We start from the raw sequence: 18,231 nt of genomic DNA, 5'->3' as shown, positions 1-18,231 counted from the left end.
GTCATGATTACATTTACGCTGTGCCTGTTGGCACTTATTGTCGGATATTTTACTTATGGACGCTTGATGGAACGGATTTTCGGACCCGACGACCGAAAGACCCCGGCCTTGACAAGGGCCGACGGAGTGGATTATATCCCGTTGCCTACGTGGAAGATTTTCATGATACAGTTTCTCAATATCGCAGGGCTCGGTCCTATTTTTGGGGCGATTATGGGAGCAAAATTTGGTACTTCTTCTTATTTATGGATCGTATTCGGAAGTATCTTTGCCGGTGCTGTTCATGATTATTTTGCCGGAATGCTTTCATTGAGAAACGGTGGAGAGAGTTTGCCGGAGATCGTCGGTCGCTATTTGGGATTGACAACCAAGCAGGTGATGCGTGGTTTTACGGTTATTCTAATGATTTTGGTAGGATCGGTGTTCGTTGCCGGACCGGCGGGATTATTGGCAAAACTGACACCGGAATCACTGGATACGACTTTTTGGATCATTGTGGTCTTTGCGTACTATATCCTTGCTACTTTGTTGCCGGTAGATAAGATTATCGGGAAAATATATCCTGTATTTGCCATCGCTTTGCTGTTTATGGCAGTCGGCATCGTTGTGATGCTTTATGTGTATCATCCGGCATTACCGGAACTGTGGGACGGGTTGCAAAACACGAATCCGGATGCTGCAGCATTACCTGTTTTCCCGATTATGTTTGTCAGCATTGCTTGTGGGGCTATCTCCGGATTTCATGCTACGCAAAGTCCGTTGATGGCGCGTTGTATGACTTCAGAGCGTTACGGACGTCCGGTATTTTACGGGGCAATGATTACCGAGGGTATTGTTGCATTGATTTGGGCGGCAGCTGCCACCTGTTTCTTTCATGAGAATGGAATGGAAGAGAATAATGCCTCGGTTATTGTAGATTCGATCACAAAAGGTTGGCTGGGGGCAGTCGGTGGGGTATTAGCTATTTTGGGAGTTATTGCCGCACCTATTACTTCGGGAGATACGGCTTTTCGTTCGGCCCGTCTCATTGTAGCCGATTTTCTGGGCTTGGAACAAAAAAGTATGCGCCGCCGTTTGTATATTTGTATCCCGATGTTTGTGGCAGCTATCGGTCTGTTGCTTTACAGCTTGAGTGATGCAAATGGGTTCAATATGATCTGGCGTTACTTTGCCTGGGCGAATCAGACGCTTGCCGTATTTACTCTGTGGGCCATTACGGTTTATCTGGTACGTTCAGGAAAACCTTATTGGATAACGTTGATACCGGCCTTATTTATGACGGCTGTCTGCTCCACTTATATTTGTATTGCTCCCGAAGGATTAGGACTTACGCATACCTTGTCGTATATCATCGGAGGAATTTGCACAGGGGTAGGGGTTGCTTGGTTTATCGTATGGAAAGGGCGATCGGCTCTTAAAAATAATAAATGATTAATTTAAACCTGATGAAGAAGTTAAAAAAGTCGACTTGGGTCACTCTGGCCCTTCTTATTTATGTTTCTGTGACGGCGGCTTATTTGTTGCCGCGCAATACGGAAGTTAGTGATACGGAGAAATATATTACTCTTGCGATTTCGTATGTCATTGTTTTTATTCTCTGGCTGGTATTGAGACAAAAGGAGAAGTTACAGCAACGTCGTCGTGAAGAAGAGCATTATACAAATCTAAAGAAATAAGTGTATGAAGAAATTAGTATTGGTTGTTTGTTTGCTGGTAGCCTCGTTAGCTGCCCGGGCACAGTTTGAACAGGGAAAGTGGATTATTAACCCGTCGCTTACCGGATTGAACTTTTCATATAGCAATAGTGAAAAAGCACAGTTTGGTATCGGGGCGAAAGCCGGTGCGTTCCTTGCCGAAGGAATAGCCTTGATGGTGGAAGCAAGTGCCGATTGGAGTAAGCCGATAGATGTTTATACGATAGGAACCGGCACTCGTTTTTATTTTAATAAAACAGGCGTTTTTCTGGGTGCCGGCCTTGACTTGAACCGTTATCGCATGAAAGGCGGTCACACTGGTACCGAATGGGGAGTGGGTATTGAAGCAGGATACGCTTATTTCCTTTCACGTACGGTTACTATCGAACCGGCGATATACTACAAATGGCGCTTCAACGACAGCGACCTGTCTAAATTCGGCCTCAAGGTAGGATTCGGATTCTACTTTTAGAAGAAGAAGCCGCTCCCCAACCCTCTTCGTGGGAGAGGGAGCTAAGTTAGTTTTGTAACTGATTAATAAACAATAGTATCTTTACCCCCTCTCCCACGGAGAGGGTGGGGGAGAGGCCTATAGTTTTTCTTGTAGAAACTGCCCCGTATAGCTGTTTTTGCAGGCTGCTATCTCTTCTGGGGTTCCTGTGGCTACGATATATCCTCCTTTATCTCCTCCTTCCGGTCCAAGATCGATGATATGGTCGGCACATTTTATCATATCCATATTGTGTTCAATGATGATAATGGTATGTCCCCGACGGATGAGGGCGTCGAATGCGTCCAGTAATTTTCGGATATCATGGAAGTGTAGCCCTGTAGTCGGTTCGTCGAAGATAAACAGAGTAGGATCTGCTTTTTCCTGGCTTAAGTAATAAGCAAGTTTCACACGTTGGTTCTCACCTCCCGATAGAGTAGAGGAAGACTGTCCGAGTTTGATATACCCCAATCCTACATCTTGCAATGGAGTCAGTTTTTTAACGATCTTCTTCTGTCCGTGTTCAGTGAAGAACTCAATGGCTTGGTTTACGGTCATCTCCAATACGTCGTAAATGTTCTTTTCGTGGAATTTGACTTCCAAGGTATCCGTTTTGAAGCGTTTTCCGTGACAGGATTCACATTCGAGCACCAAGTCGGCCATAAACTGCATTTCAACGGTAATGGTTCCGTCTCCTTTACACTCTTCGCAACGGCCTCCTTCGCTGTTGAAACTAAAGAATCCGGCTGAATATCCCATCTGCTTGGCTAAAGGCTGTTCAGCCCATAGTTTGCGTATTTCATCGTATGCTTTGATGTAAGTTACCGGATTCGAACGTGAGGATTTGCCAATGGGGTTTTGATCGACGAACTCGATGTTACGCAGGTTGCGGATGTCACCCCCGATCGAAGCAAATTCTCCCGGGCGATCACTGCATTCATCCAGTTCCCGTTTCAATGCCCGATAGAAGATATCGCGAACCAATGTACTCTTTCCCGAACCGGATACGCCGGTTACTACTGTCATTACATTCAATGGGAAACGTACATCAACCCCTTTCAGATTATTTTCCCGGGCTCCTTTTATTTCAATGTAATTATTCCAGGGACGGCGGTGATCGGGTACGGGAATTTGCTCTTCTCCCAACAGGTAGCGTACGGTATGACTGTTGCTGCCTTTTTGCAGATTTTTCATGTCACCTTGGTAGACTACTTCCCCTCCCAGGCGTCCGGCATTCGGACCGATATCGATAATATAGTCGGCTGCACGGATAATCTCTTCGTCGTGCTCTACTACCACTACCGTATTGCCCAATGCCTGTAACTCGCGCAATACATGAATCAAGCGGTCGGTGTCGCGGCTGTGTAATCCGATGCTCGGTTCATCGAGAATATAAAGACTGCCTACCAGACTGCTCCCCAAAGACGTGGCCAGATTGATACGTTGGCTTTCACCGCCGGATAACGAATTGCTAAGACGGTTTAGTGTCAGGTATCCCAATCCTACATCGATGAGAAAACGGATCCGGCTGTTGATCTCCAATAGGATACGGCGGGCGACTTCGGTGTCGTGCGGATCCAGTTGAAGGGTATCGAAAAACTTTTTTAATTCTGTGATCGGCAGGTCTACCAATTCCGATATGCTGTGTCCGCCTACACGAACGTATCCCGCTTCCGGTTTCAGTCGGGTGCCGTGGCACTTGGGGCAGAGTGTCTTTCCCCTATAGCGTGCAAGCATTACGCGGTATTGTATTTTATATTGGTTTTCTTCCAGCATCTTAAAGAAAGCATGGATACCTTCGAAATATTTAGTTCCTTCCCACAACATGCGGCGTTGTTCGTCCGTCAGTTCAAAATAGGGGGTGAATATCGGCAGACCGGCTTTTTCTGCATTATGGATTACCATATCTTTCCATTCCCCCATTTTTTCGCCACGCCAGCATACGATTGCTCCGTCATAAACGGAGAGTGACCGATTGGGCACTACCAGATGCTCGTCAATACCGATTACCTTGCCGAAGCCTTCGCATACGGGGCAAGCTCCTATAGGAGAATTGAATGAGAACATCTGATCGTTCGGTTCTTCGAACGTGATACCGTCGGCTTCGAATTTAGTGCTGAATGTATGTAATTGGGTTGTTCCGTCCGGCAGATAAAAACGCAACATGCACATGCCGTCTCCTTCATACATAGCGGTTTCGGCCGAATCCGTCAGACGGCTGATGGCATCTTTCGTGCCGGCCACCGCCATACGGTCTACCAATAAGTATACCGTGTCCTCTGTTCCCGGTTTGTATTCGTCGATACGGACCATTTCTCCGTTTACTTCGATCCGGTTGAATCCCTGTTTGAGGTCTATTTCTAATTGTTGTTCTATACTACGGTCTTCGCGTAGGAGTATTTGGGTGAGTACAGTATAGCGTGTTCCTTCCGGATAGGAAAGCATACAGTTTACAATATCTTCCGTAGAGTGTTTCTTTACTTCCTGACCGCTTATCGGGCTGTATGTTTTTCCTACACGTGCATACAGTAATCGCAGGTATTCGTAAATCTCGGTCGATGTACCTACGGTCGAGCGGGGATTGCGACTGTTTACTTTCTGTTCAATAGCAATCGCAGGAGGGATACCTTTGATGAAATCACATTCCGGCTTGCTCATTCGTCCCAAAAACTGCCGGGCATAACTGCTGAGACTTTCGACATAGCGTCTTTGCCCTTCGGCGTAAAGTGTATCGAATGCCAGTGATGATTTGCCCGAACCCGAAAGTCCGGTGATAACGACAAGTTTGTTTCGTGGAATATCTACATCAATGTTTTTCAGGTTGTTAACTCTGGCTCCTTTGATCGATATGAAGTTATTTTCTGACATATAATGTTCCTTTCTATAGATGGTCGGCAAAGTTAGCGATTTTATCGGCAGGACGTAGCAGGAAGCGACTTGTCCGACAGGTTAAGATATGTTATAATTTGAAATAAGTCATAACCGGTTGTTAATAAAAGCAGTAATTTAGTCACGACATTAAGTCTTGAAAATAAAAGAATTGGCTTATGAAACGTATTCGGGTTATTTCCTGTTTAGTCATTCTTCTTTTTGCATATAACCTCCCTATACGGAGCATAGACAAAACAAAGAATTTGGAAGTCTTGGCCGATAGTGCCCGGCATTTGTTAGGAAAAAGTGGATTTGTACCGGTGAATACCGCATGGATGCAGTTAGCACGGGATTTAAATGATTCTATTCAAATGGAAGCGGCTTATTCCGAACTGTTCGACCATTATTATCGGTTGGGCGAAGTGGATAGTTTGAGAATTGTGGGATATGAGTTGATGGACTGGTATACAAGGCGTAATAAAAAGGATGAACGTTATCAGTTGTGGCGTCATTACATTCAACGATTGACCGAAAATGGAAAACAAGACGAAGCGATAGCGGAAACAGAACTGCTGAGTAAAGATGCAGAGAAGAATAACAGCCGTTACGGGCAAGCCTGCGGTGAAATGTGTATCGGATATAATCATCGGGTATTCAGTAATAACGTCAAACTCTGTATTGAATATTATAACAATGCTCTTAAGATTTTTGAGGAAGCCAAATACTACGAAGATGCCTACGTGGTTTGCTTGAATATTGTGCAGACTTACCTTGCCCGGCAGGAGTATGAAAACGTGCATTCATACCTCGATCGGTTAGAAAAGATTGCCACGGAAATAAAGACATCGGGAAAAGAGTTGCGTGCTCCTCTTTATATGCGTTTTTTACAGTTTCGTGTCATCGCTACTCTTGCCGGTAAGGGAGAAAATGCTGCCGGAAAATACTTGCATGAGACTGATGAGTTTTATTTGAAACATCCGGATTGCACGGCAAAAGATGCATGGTTCGGATACAAAATCATGTGTTACCGAACCATGGGAAAGGTTGACGATGTTTTGTCTTATCTGGATTCTTTGCAAAACTACCACAAGTCTATCGGGGCCTGTTATCCTTCCAATTTGTTGTTTAAAGCACAATGTCTTGAGTCTATGAGACGGTTTAAGGAAGCCTGTAAAGCCTATACTTACTATAATCAGGTGAATGATTCTGTCCGTTCGGTAGAACTGGACGATAAATTAAGCAAATATACGATTCAGTTTGATGTAGACAAACTACAAATGGAGAAGTTGGAGTTGAGTGCCGAAGTCAACCGGAACCGTTTGATTGCCGTTCTTACGGGAAGTACTTGTATTCTGATTCTGTTGATCATCCTTTCCTATTTTTATATCCGGACATTGGCAATGAATAAGAAGCTCGATGCGGCCAATAAGGCTGTAGTAAAAGCCAGTCGGATAAAAAGCTCTTTTATACAGCATATTACACATGAAATTCGTACCCCTCTGAATTCTATTGTTGGTTTTTCTTCGTTAATAGCTGCCGGTGGTGTGAGCGAAGAGGAGAATAGGGAATATGCCGCACAGATAGAAAGCAGTAATGCTTATCTGCTCGATCTGGTAAATAATGTGGTGGATATAGCCGATATGGATTCTCTGACGGAGGACATGCCTAAGCGTTCTTTTGATGTGGATACCTGTTGCAAGGAGTGTGTTTCTGAAATACTTCCGTCCGTCAAAGAGGGGGTTGAATTGCAATACGTTCTTTCTTTGGCACCGGTAATGATGTTGGCTGTTTATCCGTGGGTGAAACGGGTACTCCTTGCTTTGCTTGCTAATGCCGGAAAATTTACGGAAACCGGTATCATCCGCCTGTCTTATACGGAGGATAAACAGAAACGGCTCGTCCGTTTTATAGTCGAAGATACCGGACCGGGCATTGACGCGCAGTATAAAGAATCCATTTTCGAACGGTTCGTCAAGGTTGATAATTTTACTCCGGGCACAGGGCTGGGGCTTGCCGTCGCCCGTCAGATTATGGATATTGTAGACGGAAAAATATATCTGGATACGACTTATCTGGATGGAGCACGTTTTGTAGTGGAATGGCCTGTCGGATAGTTGGAGATAATTCAGATTGTATTATCTTTGCGGTCATATACATAGATTGAGAATAAACATATGAATCTGAAAACCTTTACTATTTTGTTGGCCTTACTCCTTGCAGTAGGAGTGAAGGCACAGACGCCGGGCAATGCCCATCCGAAACGTGAGTTTCGCGCTGCGTGGATACAGACTGTCAACGGACAATTTAAAGGAATGTCTACTGAAAAAATAAAGCAGACGCTTGTTGGACAACTGAACTCTTTGCAGGGTGCCGGTATTAATGCGATTATCTTTCAAGTACGCCCGGAAGCCGATGCTTTGTATGCTTCACAATTGGAACCTTGGAGCCGTTTTCTGACAGGAATACAAGGTCAGGCGCCTTCTCCTTATTGGGATCCTATGCAGTTTATGATTGATGAATGTCATAAACGTGGGATGGAATTTCATGCATGGATTAATCCTTATCGGACGAAAACCAATCAGAATAACGATTTGGCTGCCAATCATGTTTATAACATTCATCCGGAGTGGTTTGTTACTTATGGCAATCAGTTGTATTTTGATCCGGCTTTGCCCGAAAGCCGTAAACACATTTGTATGGTGATTACCGATATTGTTTCCCGTTATGATGTGGATGCGATTCATATGGATGATTATTTTTATCCTTATCCGATTTCCGGTAAGGATTTTCCGGATGATGCCAGTTTTGCCCGTTATGGCGGTGGCTTTTCAAACAAGGCCGACTGGCGTCGCAGCAATGTCAATATTCTGATAAAGAAGATTCATGAGACGATCCGTGAGATAAAGCCGTGGGTGAAATTCGGTATCAGTCCTTTTGGTATTTACCGGAATGAAAGCAGTGACCCGCTTGGAAGTAAAACGAACGGTTTGCAGAATTATGACGATCTGTATGCAGATGTTCTTCTTTGGGCACGTCAAGGTTGGGTTGACTATAATATACCGCAGATTTATTGGGAAGTAGGACATCCGCGTGCCGATTATGAAACATTGGTCAAATGGTGGGCAAAGAATACGGAAAACCGGCCTCTGTTTATCGGGCAGTCTGTGATGAATACCGTTCAGCATGCCGATCCTGATAATTCTTCAATCAATCAGTTACCGCGTAAGATGGCTTTGCAACGTGCCTATCAGACGATTGGCGGAAGTTGCCAATGGCCGGCCAGTGCTGTAATAGAAAATGCCGGAAAATATCGTGATGCTTTGGTACAGGAATATCACAAATATCCCGCGCTTGTTCCTGTTTTTGATTTTATGGATAATAAAGCACCTGATAAAGTGCGTAAGGTAAAGAAGGTATGGACCGCCGACGGCTATCTGCTTTTCTGGACTGCTCCGAAAGCAGAGGATGAAATGGACAAAGCTGTTCAGTATGTGGTTTATCGCTTTGATAACAAAGAAGATGTTGATCTTGAAGATCCTTCCCATATTGTAGCTGTTACTCGTAATAATTTCTACAAGATGCCTTATGAAAACGGTAAGACTAAATATCGCTATGTCGTAACAGCACTCGACCGCTTGCATAACGAATCTAAATCGGTAAGCAAAAAAGTAAAACTCTAATAAAGGGAGATCGAAAAAGGGAGATGGGAGAATGGAGATGGGAGAAGTAGGCTGTGCTATCACGCTGTATAGTACTTCTTTCCTCTCCATTCTCCCATCTCCTCTCTTTTAATAAAGTATTAGTCCGGCAATTCCGCAAGCAATAATCATTAATATGGGGTTTGCTTTGTATTTTTTTGTTCCTACAAAGGCTATTAGGAAGATGATAACACTCACTACGAATGTATAAGTATCTTTAGTTGGCGAACCAAAGTTTTCTACATTCATAAGTACCAATGCTGCCGATGCAAGTAATCCTACGACTGCCGGCCGTAAGCCGCTAAATACAGATTCTACTACCGGATGTTTCTGATACTTCAGAAAGAATTTACTGATTGTCAACATTAAAATAAATGAAGGTAGTACTACTGCAAAGGTAGCGATAATTGATCCCCATACACTGCCCGTTGATGTAAATCCTACATAGGTTGCTGCATTGATACCGATAGGGCCCGGAGTCATTTGGCTGATAGCCACAATATCTGTAAATTCCTGAGAACTGACCCATCCGTAACGGGTCACCACCTCTCCCTGTATCATAGAGAGCATCGCATATCCACCTCCGAAACCAAAGAGTCCGATTTTGAAGAAAGTATAGAAGAGTTGTAAATAGATCATAAAGTTAGTGATTAATGATTAGACATGAACTGATTATTTTTTTTCAGACAGAAGAACAAATAAGCTGCCTGTAAAGGCTATACAAGAAATATGTTCTTTTGTTCTTCTGTCTTCTGAATCGATTCAAAACCAACTTAGCTCCCTCTCCCACGGAGAGGGCTGGGGGAGAGACTTCGAAACTGGTTAGTAATAAGCAATCAGTGATTAATGATAAGTAGTGATTAGCATTGGCCAATATTGCAGCGCAGCTTGCGTATCACTTATCGCTAATCACTGTTTTAATTTTCCCCATAAGAAACCTCCCACTCCTGCTGCAATGATAATCCAGATGGGGGAGAAGCCTAATAGCCAAATAAGCAATGCCGATACAATGGGAATCCATATTGTATAGCGATTGATTCGGGCGGACTTTGCCATGCTGAATGTTGGAACAGCGATTAGGGCAACTACCGCCGGACGGATTCCTTTGAATATACGTTCCACAATAACATTGTCCTTAAAATTATGAAAGAATAAGGCAATGGCCAGAATAATGATGAATGAGGGTAGTATGGTGCCTAATGCTGTTATTATACTTCCCCGTATCCCTCTTAATTTGTATCCGATGAATATAGAAATATTTACGGCCAGAATACCCGGTGCCGATTGTGAGATGGCTAATAAGTCGACAAAGTCTTCTTGAGCAATCCATTTTCGTTTGGTTACGATTTCGTTTTCTATAAGTGGCACCATCGCATAACCGCCACCGATTGTAAAGGCACCTATTTTAAAAAAGATACCGAATGATTCAAGATAAATGTTCATCTTCTTTATTGGTCTGTTCTTCTTCTTTTCTGGCATACTTGCTCGGGCTTACATTGAAATGCTTTTTGAATACTTCGCGGAAGTATTTGGCATCATTGAAACCTGTCATTTCTGCAATTTCAGTTATGGAATGTTTTCCTTCTCTCAGTAGTTGTGCAGCCCGTTTCAGACGGATTAGGCGGACATAATCTGCCGGAGCCTGATCTGTTAATGCTTTTATTTTGTTATAGAAACTGGTACGGCTCATATTCAGCAATGTGCAAAGCACATCTACGTTGAAAGCTTGATTATCCATATTTTCTTCTACGCTCTTTTTCACTGTGGCAATAAATTGCCAGTCGATATCATCGGAACACTTGAGGCATTTTCCTTCCTCTTCCTCGTCATTCAGTTCTAAGTTGGCATATCTGCTACGTAGCAGAGCACGGTTGGATAACAGATTGACTATGGTTGCCTTCAATATGCCTATGTTGAAAGGCTTCACAACATATTCGTCTGCGCCGATTTTGAGTCCTTCCAATATGTTCTTTTCATCGTTCAATGCAGTAAGCAGGATGATTGGAATGTGTGATGTCTCGATGTCGTTCTTGATTGCTGCACACAGTTCGTCTCCACGCATTTCCGGCATCATGATGTCGGAGATGATAAGTTCCGGCTTATATTCTTTTACGATGGTGAGTGCTTCTTTACCGTTGCTGCACATCTGTATGGTGTACATATCCGAGAGCGTATGTCCCAAATAGTTACGCAGTTCATCATTATCTTCGACAATCAGCAAACGCTGTTGGTTTTCATTATGCTCTTTTTTCGCCTTTTCGTAAATGTCCGGCGTGCCGCTGGTACTGTAGATAGCTTGTTCGTCTTGTACGATCTGGCGGGTTTTTGTTGTCAGATGTGCTTTACGGAATTGTTTATTGTCTTTAGGGAACGTTACTTTGATGATCGATCCTTGGTGTTCGATACTGCTTAGATGGATTTTTCCTTTGTGAAGGTGTACCAGTTTCCATACCAGCATGAGACCAATACCGCTACCTGTCACTTTCGAATTGATGGCATTGCTTCCCCGGAAATGTATTTTGAAAAGCTTCTTTTGTTCATTTGCCGGGATGCCGATACCTGTATCCTTTACTTCAACACTCCAAGTATCGTCATTTTCGCAGACAAATACATGTACACTACCACTTTCGGGAGTGTACTTCAAAGCGTTTGAAATGATATTTTTCAATATCGAATCCATTTTCTCTTTGTCGAACCATACGTTCAGGTAACGGAAATTACTTTCATACGTAAAGTTGATATGCTTCACTGTGGCATAGGGGCGGAATGCATTGAAGGTTTCTGCCATATAGGTATTCAGCTCGTATTCCGATATGTATAGTTCCGAGGAGTATACATCTGCCCGTTCGAAGTTGATCAGATTGGTGGTCAGGCGCAACAATGCGTTTACATTGCGTAGTGCCGTATTGGTATTGGCAATGCCGTCTTTGCTGAGTTGTTCTTTTTCCCGCAGCTCTTCCAATGGCGCTTTGATGAGAGTCAGTGGAGTACGGATATCATGTGCCGTATTGATGAAGAAGTGTATCTTTTCATCAGATACTTTCCTTTGTTTTCTCAGCATGATAAGCCGGATAGCGCTGATACCTATCAGACCCAAGACAACTGCATAAAGTAATAATGCCCACAGTGAAAGCCAGGCCGGTTGGGCTATGATGATTTTCATACTCCGTTCTTCCAGAACTATTTTCCTGTCCTCGTTGGATATGGCTCTCACGTGTAATACATATTCTCCCGGACTCAGATTTGTGAAACGGATTGTGTTTTCGTCATCTGGTTTACTCCATTCGTCGTAGAATCCTTCCATCTTATAAGAATAGAGAATATTAGAAGGATAGTCGTAATTGATGGACGATACTTTTACAGAAAATATGTTCTGGTTATATTTTAATTTAAGGACTTGAGTATCGTCGATATCCGTTTGAAGCGGGGAGTTTTTGTCTCCCGGATAGACGGTCTGATAAAACAGGTTAAAGTCACTGAAAACCATTTTGGAGGAGTAAGTTCTCGGTATCTTCATGTCTTTGTGAAATTCTACCGCTCCGTCTGAACTTCCGAATACAAAGAAACCGTTGCTCCGTAATGTACCTGATTCGGCATTGAAATGAATGGTCATCAAACCTTGTTCTCTGGTCCAGTTATGGAAAGTTCTCAGTTTTGGGACGAAACTGCTCAATCCGTTTTCCGTACTGATAAATATCTCACCATGGTGGTCGGATAGTATGGTGTAGATATTATTGGATATCAATGCACAGTTTTCCGTATGATAATGAGTGAAAAGTTTTACTTTCGGATCGTATATCAATAATCCCGAACCACTGGTTCCTATATAGAGGTTACCATCTTCTTGATACAGTGAGTATATGTAAGTTGACTCGACCGGTAATTTGATGCGTTCGAATCCGCCGGATTCTTTGTCTAACAGATACAATCCGGTGGCTGTGCCGATCCACATTTCGGCACTGTCTTTCTCTACAATGGAGGTGATAGAGTTCAAACCGCTATAAAGACGTATCGTTTTCTTGGTGATGTCGATCCGTTTCAAATTGTAATATCCCCCTGACCAGATATCATTCCGGGAATCTTTCATAATGGTCCGGATATATTTATCCGGGCGTATGTTCAGATGTGAGAACAGGGAAGGAGTGAAATATTCGACAGATAAACTTTTTTTGTTGATTTGATACATACCGGAATTGTATCCTCCTGCCCAGATTATGCCGGGGGCTACCTCACATAAAGTGGTAAAAATATGATTTTTATTGTTTGTGGATTCAAATGAACTGAGAAAAGAGTGCCACTGTTTAGTCTTGGAATAGTAGAGACTGATACCGTTAGTGGTGCCAAACCAAAGATCGCCTTCGGAATCTTCTATGACACTGTTTACCTGATCATTAATCAGTGATTGCTTGTTGCCAATGGAGTGTTTTATCCAGTTATAACCAGAATAGCGATTGTTGCGTACGGTAACCCCTATCGGGTAGTTGGCCAGCCAGATGCGGTCTTCTTCGTCTACATAAATATCGTTGATACTATTGCCGTTCATGGCATTGTTTTTATTATAATCGGCTACGATATAAGGGTTGGCCTGATAGGAGTCAATATTCATTTCGAATACCCCTGCACCATCGGTAGCTATCAGCAGTTCTTTGTTATTTAAGGGCTTGATGGCATTGATGCTGATGTCTGTCAGGGTTATCTGAGGCTGGAAACTTTGTTTGGTATTCATGTCATAGACATAAATACCCCGTTGAAAAGTTCCGATAAATAATTTTTTCGTTTTCTGATCGAAATACAATTCATTAATCTGTACTGCGATTTTATCCAATTTATCACAATGGATGAGTGAAAGCGTACCCTGTTTCAATTCTGCATAGTGTATCCCTTTTTCTGTACCTATAAAGAAGTGTGTTTCGTCTATTTGTGCGATATCCGTAATGGTTTCGTCTATTGCATTGGCTATTTCGGTGGTGTCTTGAGATTTTGTATCATACAGATAGATACTCTTTTCACAACACAACCAGATTGTATGACTGTTGTCGATGTAACTGTAGCTGACAGGTGCCGGCATGTCTTTGTTTTCCACAACGGGGAGTTTGTATACCAGTTCAAAGGTGTCGTGGGCTTTATCGTATCGGTATACTTTTCCTTTTTTCCCTATTTCCCATAATACACCTTCCGTGTCGATGTATAGCCAGTTCAGATTCAGTAAAGAGTTGACTTCTTCTTTGCCGTCCATTAGTTTGTATTGTTTGAACTCTTTACCGTTGTAACGGTCTATACCTTCATGAGTGAGAAACCACATATATCCTTTCCGGTCTTTTTGGATAGAATATACCCGCCTGTTGCTCAGCCCATCTTCTACACCTATGTATTTGTAGATTTGCGCTATACAAGAAAATGGAAATAGTAACAAAATAATAAGCCATTTCTTCATGTTAGTAAGACATTTAGAGTTACAAAACTTAGCTTTAAGGGGGGATGATTGTGTTACAAAATTAAGAAGTATTTTCGATATAACAAAATAAATCAGGAAGATAGGATTCTGTTTTATACTTCTACTTGATTAAAGTGTACAAGGTTTTGTATATTGTGTACATTGTGACGGTTACTTCTTTTAACTTTAGGAAAAGAGAATGCCTGCTTGAAACATTATGTAAAAAAAGCTGTCACTTCATATAGTGACAGCTTTTGAAAATGTTATCTTTAGAGGGATAATCTTTAAAGTCGTATTATTTCATTTTATCTTCCACCCATTTGCGTGCATTAACGAATGCTTCGATCCAAGGGGTTACTTGATCGCTATGGATGCGGTCGGCCGGATAGCATGCGTTCTGCCAAGGGAAGATAGCACGTTCCAAGTGTGGCATCATTGCTAAATGACGACCGTCTGCACTGGCTAAAGCCGCTATTGAATAATCCGAACCGTTCGGGTTGCCCGGATATTCGTCATACGAATATTTGGCGACTACATTGTATTTGTCTTCGCCATAAGGCAAAGAGAATTTTCCTTCTCCGTGGGCTACCCAAATACCTAACTTACTGCCACTTAATGAACCGAACATCACACTGCGGTTAGTCGGGATGGTCAGGCTTATGAAAGTGGATTCGAACTTATGAGAGTCGTTGTGAAGCATCTTACCTTGCTTTTTGTGTTCCGGATTGATAAGTCCCAATTCCATCATCAACTGGCAACCATTACAGATACCTAATGACAGGGTGTCTTCACGGGCATAGAATTTGTCGAGCGCTTCCTTGGCTTTCGGATTGAACAGGAAGCCTCCTGCCCATCCTTTGGCAGAGCCCAATACATCCGAGTTGGAGAAACCTCCACAGTAAACAATCATGTTTACATCTTCCAGTGTCTCGCGGCCACTGATAAGGTCGGTCATTGTCACATCTTTCACATCGAAGCCTGCCAAGTAGAGTGAATAAGCCATTTCGCGTTCACCGTTCGTTCCTTTTTCACGGATGATGGCAGCACGGATACCGCTTGGGGTGCGGCGGTCCGGTGTGATGCCGTATTGAGACAGTTTTCCTTTGAAAGTCGGCATGAATGCGAATTCCAGAGGTTGCATCTTGTAATTCTCAAAACGTTTCTTGGCACAGCCGTTCATGGATTGTTTACGGTCGAGCAGGTAAGAGGAAGCATACCATACGTCGCGCATATAGTCGATACCGAATTGGTAAGTAACCCCGTCTTTCGATACCAGAATGTGGCGTTCGTCGGTTGGCTTACCCAATTTGATGAAGCCTATACCGGCATCTTCCAGGATTTTTTTCACCTCTTCTTTATGTTTATCGGCAATTTGGATCACGATACCCGGATTCTCGGCAAAGAGAATTTTTACCATATCGTTTTCTTTCATTTTGTCTAAGTTGATGTCGAGACCGCCTTCCACATTGGCGAAGCACATCTCGAGCAGTGTGGTGATAAGACCTCCTGCCGAAATGTCGTGTCCTGCAAGGATCAGACCCTTTTTCACTAATTCCTGTACAGCTAAGAATGCATCACGGAAATATTCGGCATCTTGTACGCAAGGTACCTCGTCGCCTACTTTACCTAATGACTGTGCAAAGGCAGAGCCGCCTAACTTCAGTGCATCGAAGCTGAAGTCTATATGATAGAGCGTTGTCTTTTCATTGTTTACCAGTACGGGAGAAACTACTTTCTTTACGTCGGAAACTTCGCCGCCGGCAGAAACGATCACGGTTCCCGGAGAGATTACTTTCTCGCCGTCGGGATATTTCTGAGTCATGGACAAAGAGTCTTTTCCTGTAGGTACATTGATTTGCAGAGCACAGCAGAAATCGCTTAATGCCTTTACGGCTGTGTACAGACGGGCATCTTCTCCCTCTTGAGAGCGGCAGGGCCACATCCAGTTGGCCGATAATGAAATGCTGTCCATACCTTCGGCCATAGGTGCCCATACCAGATTGGTCAGTGCTTCACTGACAGAGAGAATGGAACCGGCTGCCGGATCGGCCAATGCCGCTTGCGGGGCATGTCCGATAGAGGTGGCGATACCTTTTTCGCCGCGGTAGTCCAGTGCTACGACACCGCAATCGCTTAGTGGCAACTGTATTTCGCCCTGACATTGCTGACGGGCTACTTTTCCTGTTACGGAACGGTCTACTTTATTTGTCAGCCAGTCTTTACAGGCTACTGCTTCCAACTGTAATACATTGGTGAGGTATTCGTGCAGCTTAGGTTGTTCATACACAGGCATTTCGTAGTGACGTTCTACGGTTTTGTCTATCATGTAAGTTTTTGGAGACGAACCGAACATCTGGTCTACCGCCAAATCGAACGGACGTATGCCGTCAGCTTGTTGGAAAGCAAAGCGATGGTCGCCGGTCGTTTCACCTACTACGTACATCGGAGCACGTTCGCGTTCGGCAATCTTGCGTACATGCTCGATAGCTTCTTCCTTGATGAGAAGCCCCATGCGTTCCTGTGATTCGTTGGCTATGATTTCTTTGGCAGAAAGGGTTTTGTCGCCGATTGGTAATTTGCTCATATCGATCAGGCCGCCGCATTCTTCTACCAATTCCGACAGACAGTTGACGTGGCCGGCCGAACCGTGGTCGTGAATGGACACTACCGGGTTCTCGTCTTCCTCGCAAAGGGCACGTACCACATTGTTGGCACGTTTCTGCATTTCTGCGTTGGCACGCTGTACGGCATTCAGTTCGATACCGCTACTGTAACGGCCTGTATCTACCGAAGATACCGAGCCGCCACCCAGTCCGATACGGTAATTGTCTCCACCGATTACGACTACTTTATTGCCGGCTTCGGGTTGTCCTTTCAAGCAGTCGCGCTGTGTGCCGTAGCCTACACCGCCTGCCAGCATGATTACTTTGTCGTAGCCGTATATTTCATTGTTTTCCTTGTGTTCGAAAGTCAATACCGAACCGCAGATAAGCGGCTGTCCGAACTTGTTTCCGAAGTCACTGGCACCGTTGGAGGCTTTGATCAGGATTTGTTCTGGGGTCTGATACAACCATTTACGTACAGGCAGGATTTCTTCCCATGAGCGGTCTTCATCCGTACGGGGATACGATGTCATGTAAACGGCAGTTCCGGCAATGGGCCATGAACCTTTACCGCCACCCATACGGTCGCGTATTTCACCTCCTGTACCGGTTGATGCGCCGTTGAAAGGCTCTACGGTAGTGGGGAAGTTGTGTGTTTCCGCTTTCAGAGAGATGACACTTTTAATATCTTTGATTTGGAAGAAATCGGGTTTGGAATGGTCGGCCGGTGCAAACTGTTCCACTACCGGGCCTTCTGCAAAGGCAACGTTGTCTTTATAGGCGGAGATTATTTTATTAGGATTTTCCTGTGTGGTCTTTTTTATCATCTGGAAGAGGGAAGATTCCTGTTCCACACCGTCGATGATAAACGTGCCGCCGAAGATTTTGTGACGGCAGTGTTCTGAATTGATTTGTGCAAAACCGAATACTTCCGAATCGGTCAGTTTACGGCCCAAGTCGTTTTCTACCTTTTTCAGATAGTCCATTTCTTCCTTGGAAAGAGCAAGTCCCTCCTTTTCATTGTACGCTTCTAAATCTTCGATATAGATAATCGGTTCCGGTTGGCGGTTAGTGGTGAATACGTTCTGATCCAACCCTTTGTACATGCGCTGCAGCATAGGGTCGTAATCTGCATTTTCGTCTTTTACCGGGAAGTATTCTTCGATGCGGCTGATACCTTCGATACCCATGTTTTGGGTGATCTCTACGGCATTTGTACTCCAAGGGGTAATCATTTCGCGGCGCGGGCCTACGAAACAGCCTTTCAGGTTTTCTTCACTTTCCGCTTTAGCTTCTCCAAAAAGCCAGCAAAGTTTGTCACTATCGTCCGGGGCGAGCGGGTGGTTGCTCTCTACGGCAATCACACTCTTGGAAGGGGTTCTGAAAAAAAGAATCATGTTTTATATTTACGATTTACAATTTACGATTTACGATCAAAGCT

At 43.8% G+C, this 18,231-nt stretch carries 10 protein-coding genes; 5 read left to right on the top strand and 5 right to left on the bottom strand.

What is annotated here, in order from left to right:
• The first annotated feature begins 3 nt into the window (after positions 1 to 3).
• Genes RB604_RS19745 through RB604_RS19735 form a run of 3 tightly spaced genes read left to right on the top strand, consistent with a single transcriptional unit; the run spans position 4 to position 2,166 of the window.
• Positions 4 to 1,431 carry a carbon starvation CstA family protein gene (locus RB604_RS19745; RefSeq protein WP_055295697.1) on the top strand — a complete coding sequence of 476 codons (1,428 nt, stop codon included), beginning with the start codon at positions 4 to 6 and terminating at the stop codon, positions 1,429 to 1,431.
• Between the two features lie 14 nt (positions 1,432 to 1,445).
• On the top strand, positions 1,446 to 1,676 hold the full coding sequence (locus RB604_RS19740) for a hypothetical protein (RefSeq protein WP_025819133.1): 231 nt from the start codon (positions 1,446 to 1,448) through the stop codon (positions 1,674 to 1,676).
• A 4-nt stretch (positions 1,677 to 1,680) separates the two neighbouring features.
• Entirely contained in the window at positions 1,681 to 2,166 is a 486-nt protein-coding gene (locus tag RB604_RS19735; RefSeq protein ID WP_007481477.1) for an outer membrane beta-barrel protein, read from the top strand.
• 117 nt (positions 2,167 to 2,283) lie between these two features.
• Here RB604_RS19735 and uvrA read toward each other — a convergent pair whose 3' ends face one another.
• Positions 2,284 to 5,052, bottom strand: a complete 2,769-nt coding sequence (gene uvrA / locus RB604_RS19730; protein WP_055295699.1) for an excinuclease ABC subunit UvrA — start codon at positions 5,050 to 5,052, stop codon at positions 2,284 to 2,286.
• Between the two features lie 179 nt (positions 5,053 to 5,231).
• On the opposite strand from uvrA, the gene RB604_RS19725 reads away from it, so the two are divergent.
• Together RB604_RS19725 and RB604_RS19720 are read left to right on the top strand one after the other, a co-directional pair.
• Entirely contained in the window at positions 5,232 to 7,169 is a 1,938-nt protein-coding gene (locus RB604_RS19725; protein ID WP_055295701.1) for a sensor histidine kinase, read from the top strand.
• Between the two features lie 60 nt (positions 7,170 to 7,229).
• Entirely contained in the window at positions 7,230 to 8,735 is a 1,506-nt protein-coding gene (locus tag RB604_RS19720; RefSeq protein WP_005929689.1) for a glycoside hydrolase family 10-like protein, read from the top strand.
• Positions 8,736 to 8,843: 108 nt separating this feature from the next.
• Here the strand turns inward: RB604_RS19720 and RB604_RS19715 are convergent, their stop codons facing one another.
• From RB604_RS19715 to purL, 4 genes are all read right to left on the bottom strand, one after another.
• Entirely contained in the window at positions 8,844 to 9,392 is a 549-nt protein-coding gene (locus RB604_RS19715; protein WP_005929691.1) for a chromate transporter, read from the bottom strand.
• Positions 9,393 to 9,662: 270 nt separating this feature from the next.
• On the bottom strand, positions 9,663 to 10,196 hold the full coding sequence (locus RB604_RS19710) for a chromate transporter (RefSeq protein WP_005929693.1): 534 nt from the start codon (positions 10,194 to 10,196) through the stop codon (positions 9,663 to 9,665).
• Positions 10,180 to 14,187, bottom strand: coding sequence for a hybrid sensor histidine kinase/response regulator transcription factor (locus tag RB604_RS19705; protein WP_055295703.1), 4,008 nt, complete (start codon positions 14,185 to 14,187; stop codon positions 10,180 to 10,182). Before RB604_RS19705 ends, RB604_RS19710 begins: the two co-directional genes overlap by 17 nt.
• A gap of 295 nt (positions 14,188 to 14,482) precedes the next feature.
• Positions 14,483 to 18,187, bottom strand: coding sequence for a phosphoribosylformylglycinamidine synthase (gene purL, locus RB604_RS19700; protein WP_055295705.1), 3,705 nt, complete (start codon positions 18,185 to 18,187; stop codon positions 14,483 to 14,485).
• Positions 18,188 to 18,231 lie beyond the last annotated feature (44 nt).

Origin of the sequence: Bacteroides salyersiae (assembly GCF_031172035.1) — a bacterium.
In the GTDB taxonomy this organism is placed as follows: Bacteria; Bacteroidota; Bacteroidia; order Bacteroidales; family Bacteroidaceae; genus Bacteroides; species Bacteroides salyersiae.
The sequence above is the reverse complement of the archived record's forward strand: the minus strand, read 5'-3'. Positions and strand labels throughout refer to the sequence as shown.

Excerpts from the sequence above, each read along its gene's own strand:
- RB604_RS19745 (WP_055295697.1), top strand. The coding sequence starts at position 4 with ATGATTACATTTACGCTGTGCCTGTTGGCACTTATTGTCGGATATTTT.
- RB604_RS19740 (WP_025819133.1), top strand. The coding sequence starts at position 1,446 with ATGAAGAAGTTAAAAAAGTCGACTTGGGTCACTCTGGCCCTTCTTATT.
- RB604_RS19735 (WP_007481477.1), top strand. The coding sequence starts at position 1,681 with ATGAAGAAATTAGTATTGGTTGTTTGTTTGCTGGTAGCCTCGTTAGCT.
- uvrA (WP_055295699.1), bottom strand. The coding sequence starts at position 5,052 with ATGTCAGAAAATAACTTCATATCGATCAAAGGAGCCAGAGTTAACAAC.
- RB604_RS19725 (WP_055295701.1), top strand. The coding sequence starts at position 5,232 with ATGAAACGTATTCGGGTTATTTCCTGTTTAGTCATTCTTCTTTTTGCA.
- RB604_RS19720 (WP_005929689.1), top strand. The coding sequence starts at position 7,230 with ATGAATCTGAAAACCTTTACTATTTTGTTGGCCTTACTCCTTGCAGTA.
- RB604_RS19715 (WP_005929691.1), bottom strand. The coding sequence starts at position 9,392 with ATGATCTATTTACAACTCTTCTATACTTTCTTCAAAATCGGACTCTTT.
- RB604_RS19710 (WP_005929693.1), bottom strand. The coding sequence starts at position 10,196 with ATGAACATTTATCTTGAATCATTCGGTATCTTTTTTAAAATAGGTGCC.
- RB604_RS19705 (WP_055295703.1), bottom strand. The coding sequence starts at position 14,187 with ATGAAGAAATGGCTTATTATTTTGTTACTATTTCCATTTTCTTGTATA.
- purL (WP_055295705.1), bottom strand. The coding sequence starts at position 18,187 with ATGATTCTTTTTTTCAGAACCCCTTCCAAGAGTGTGATTGCCGTAGAG.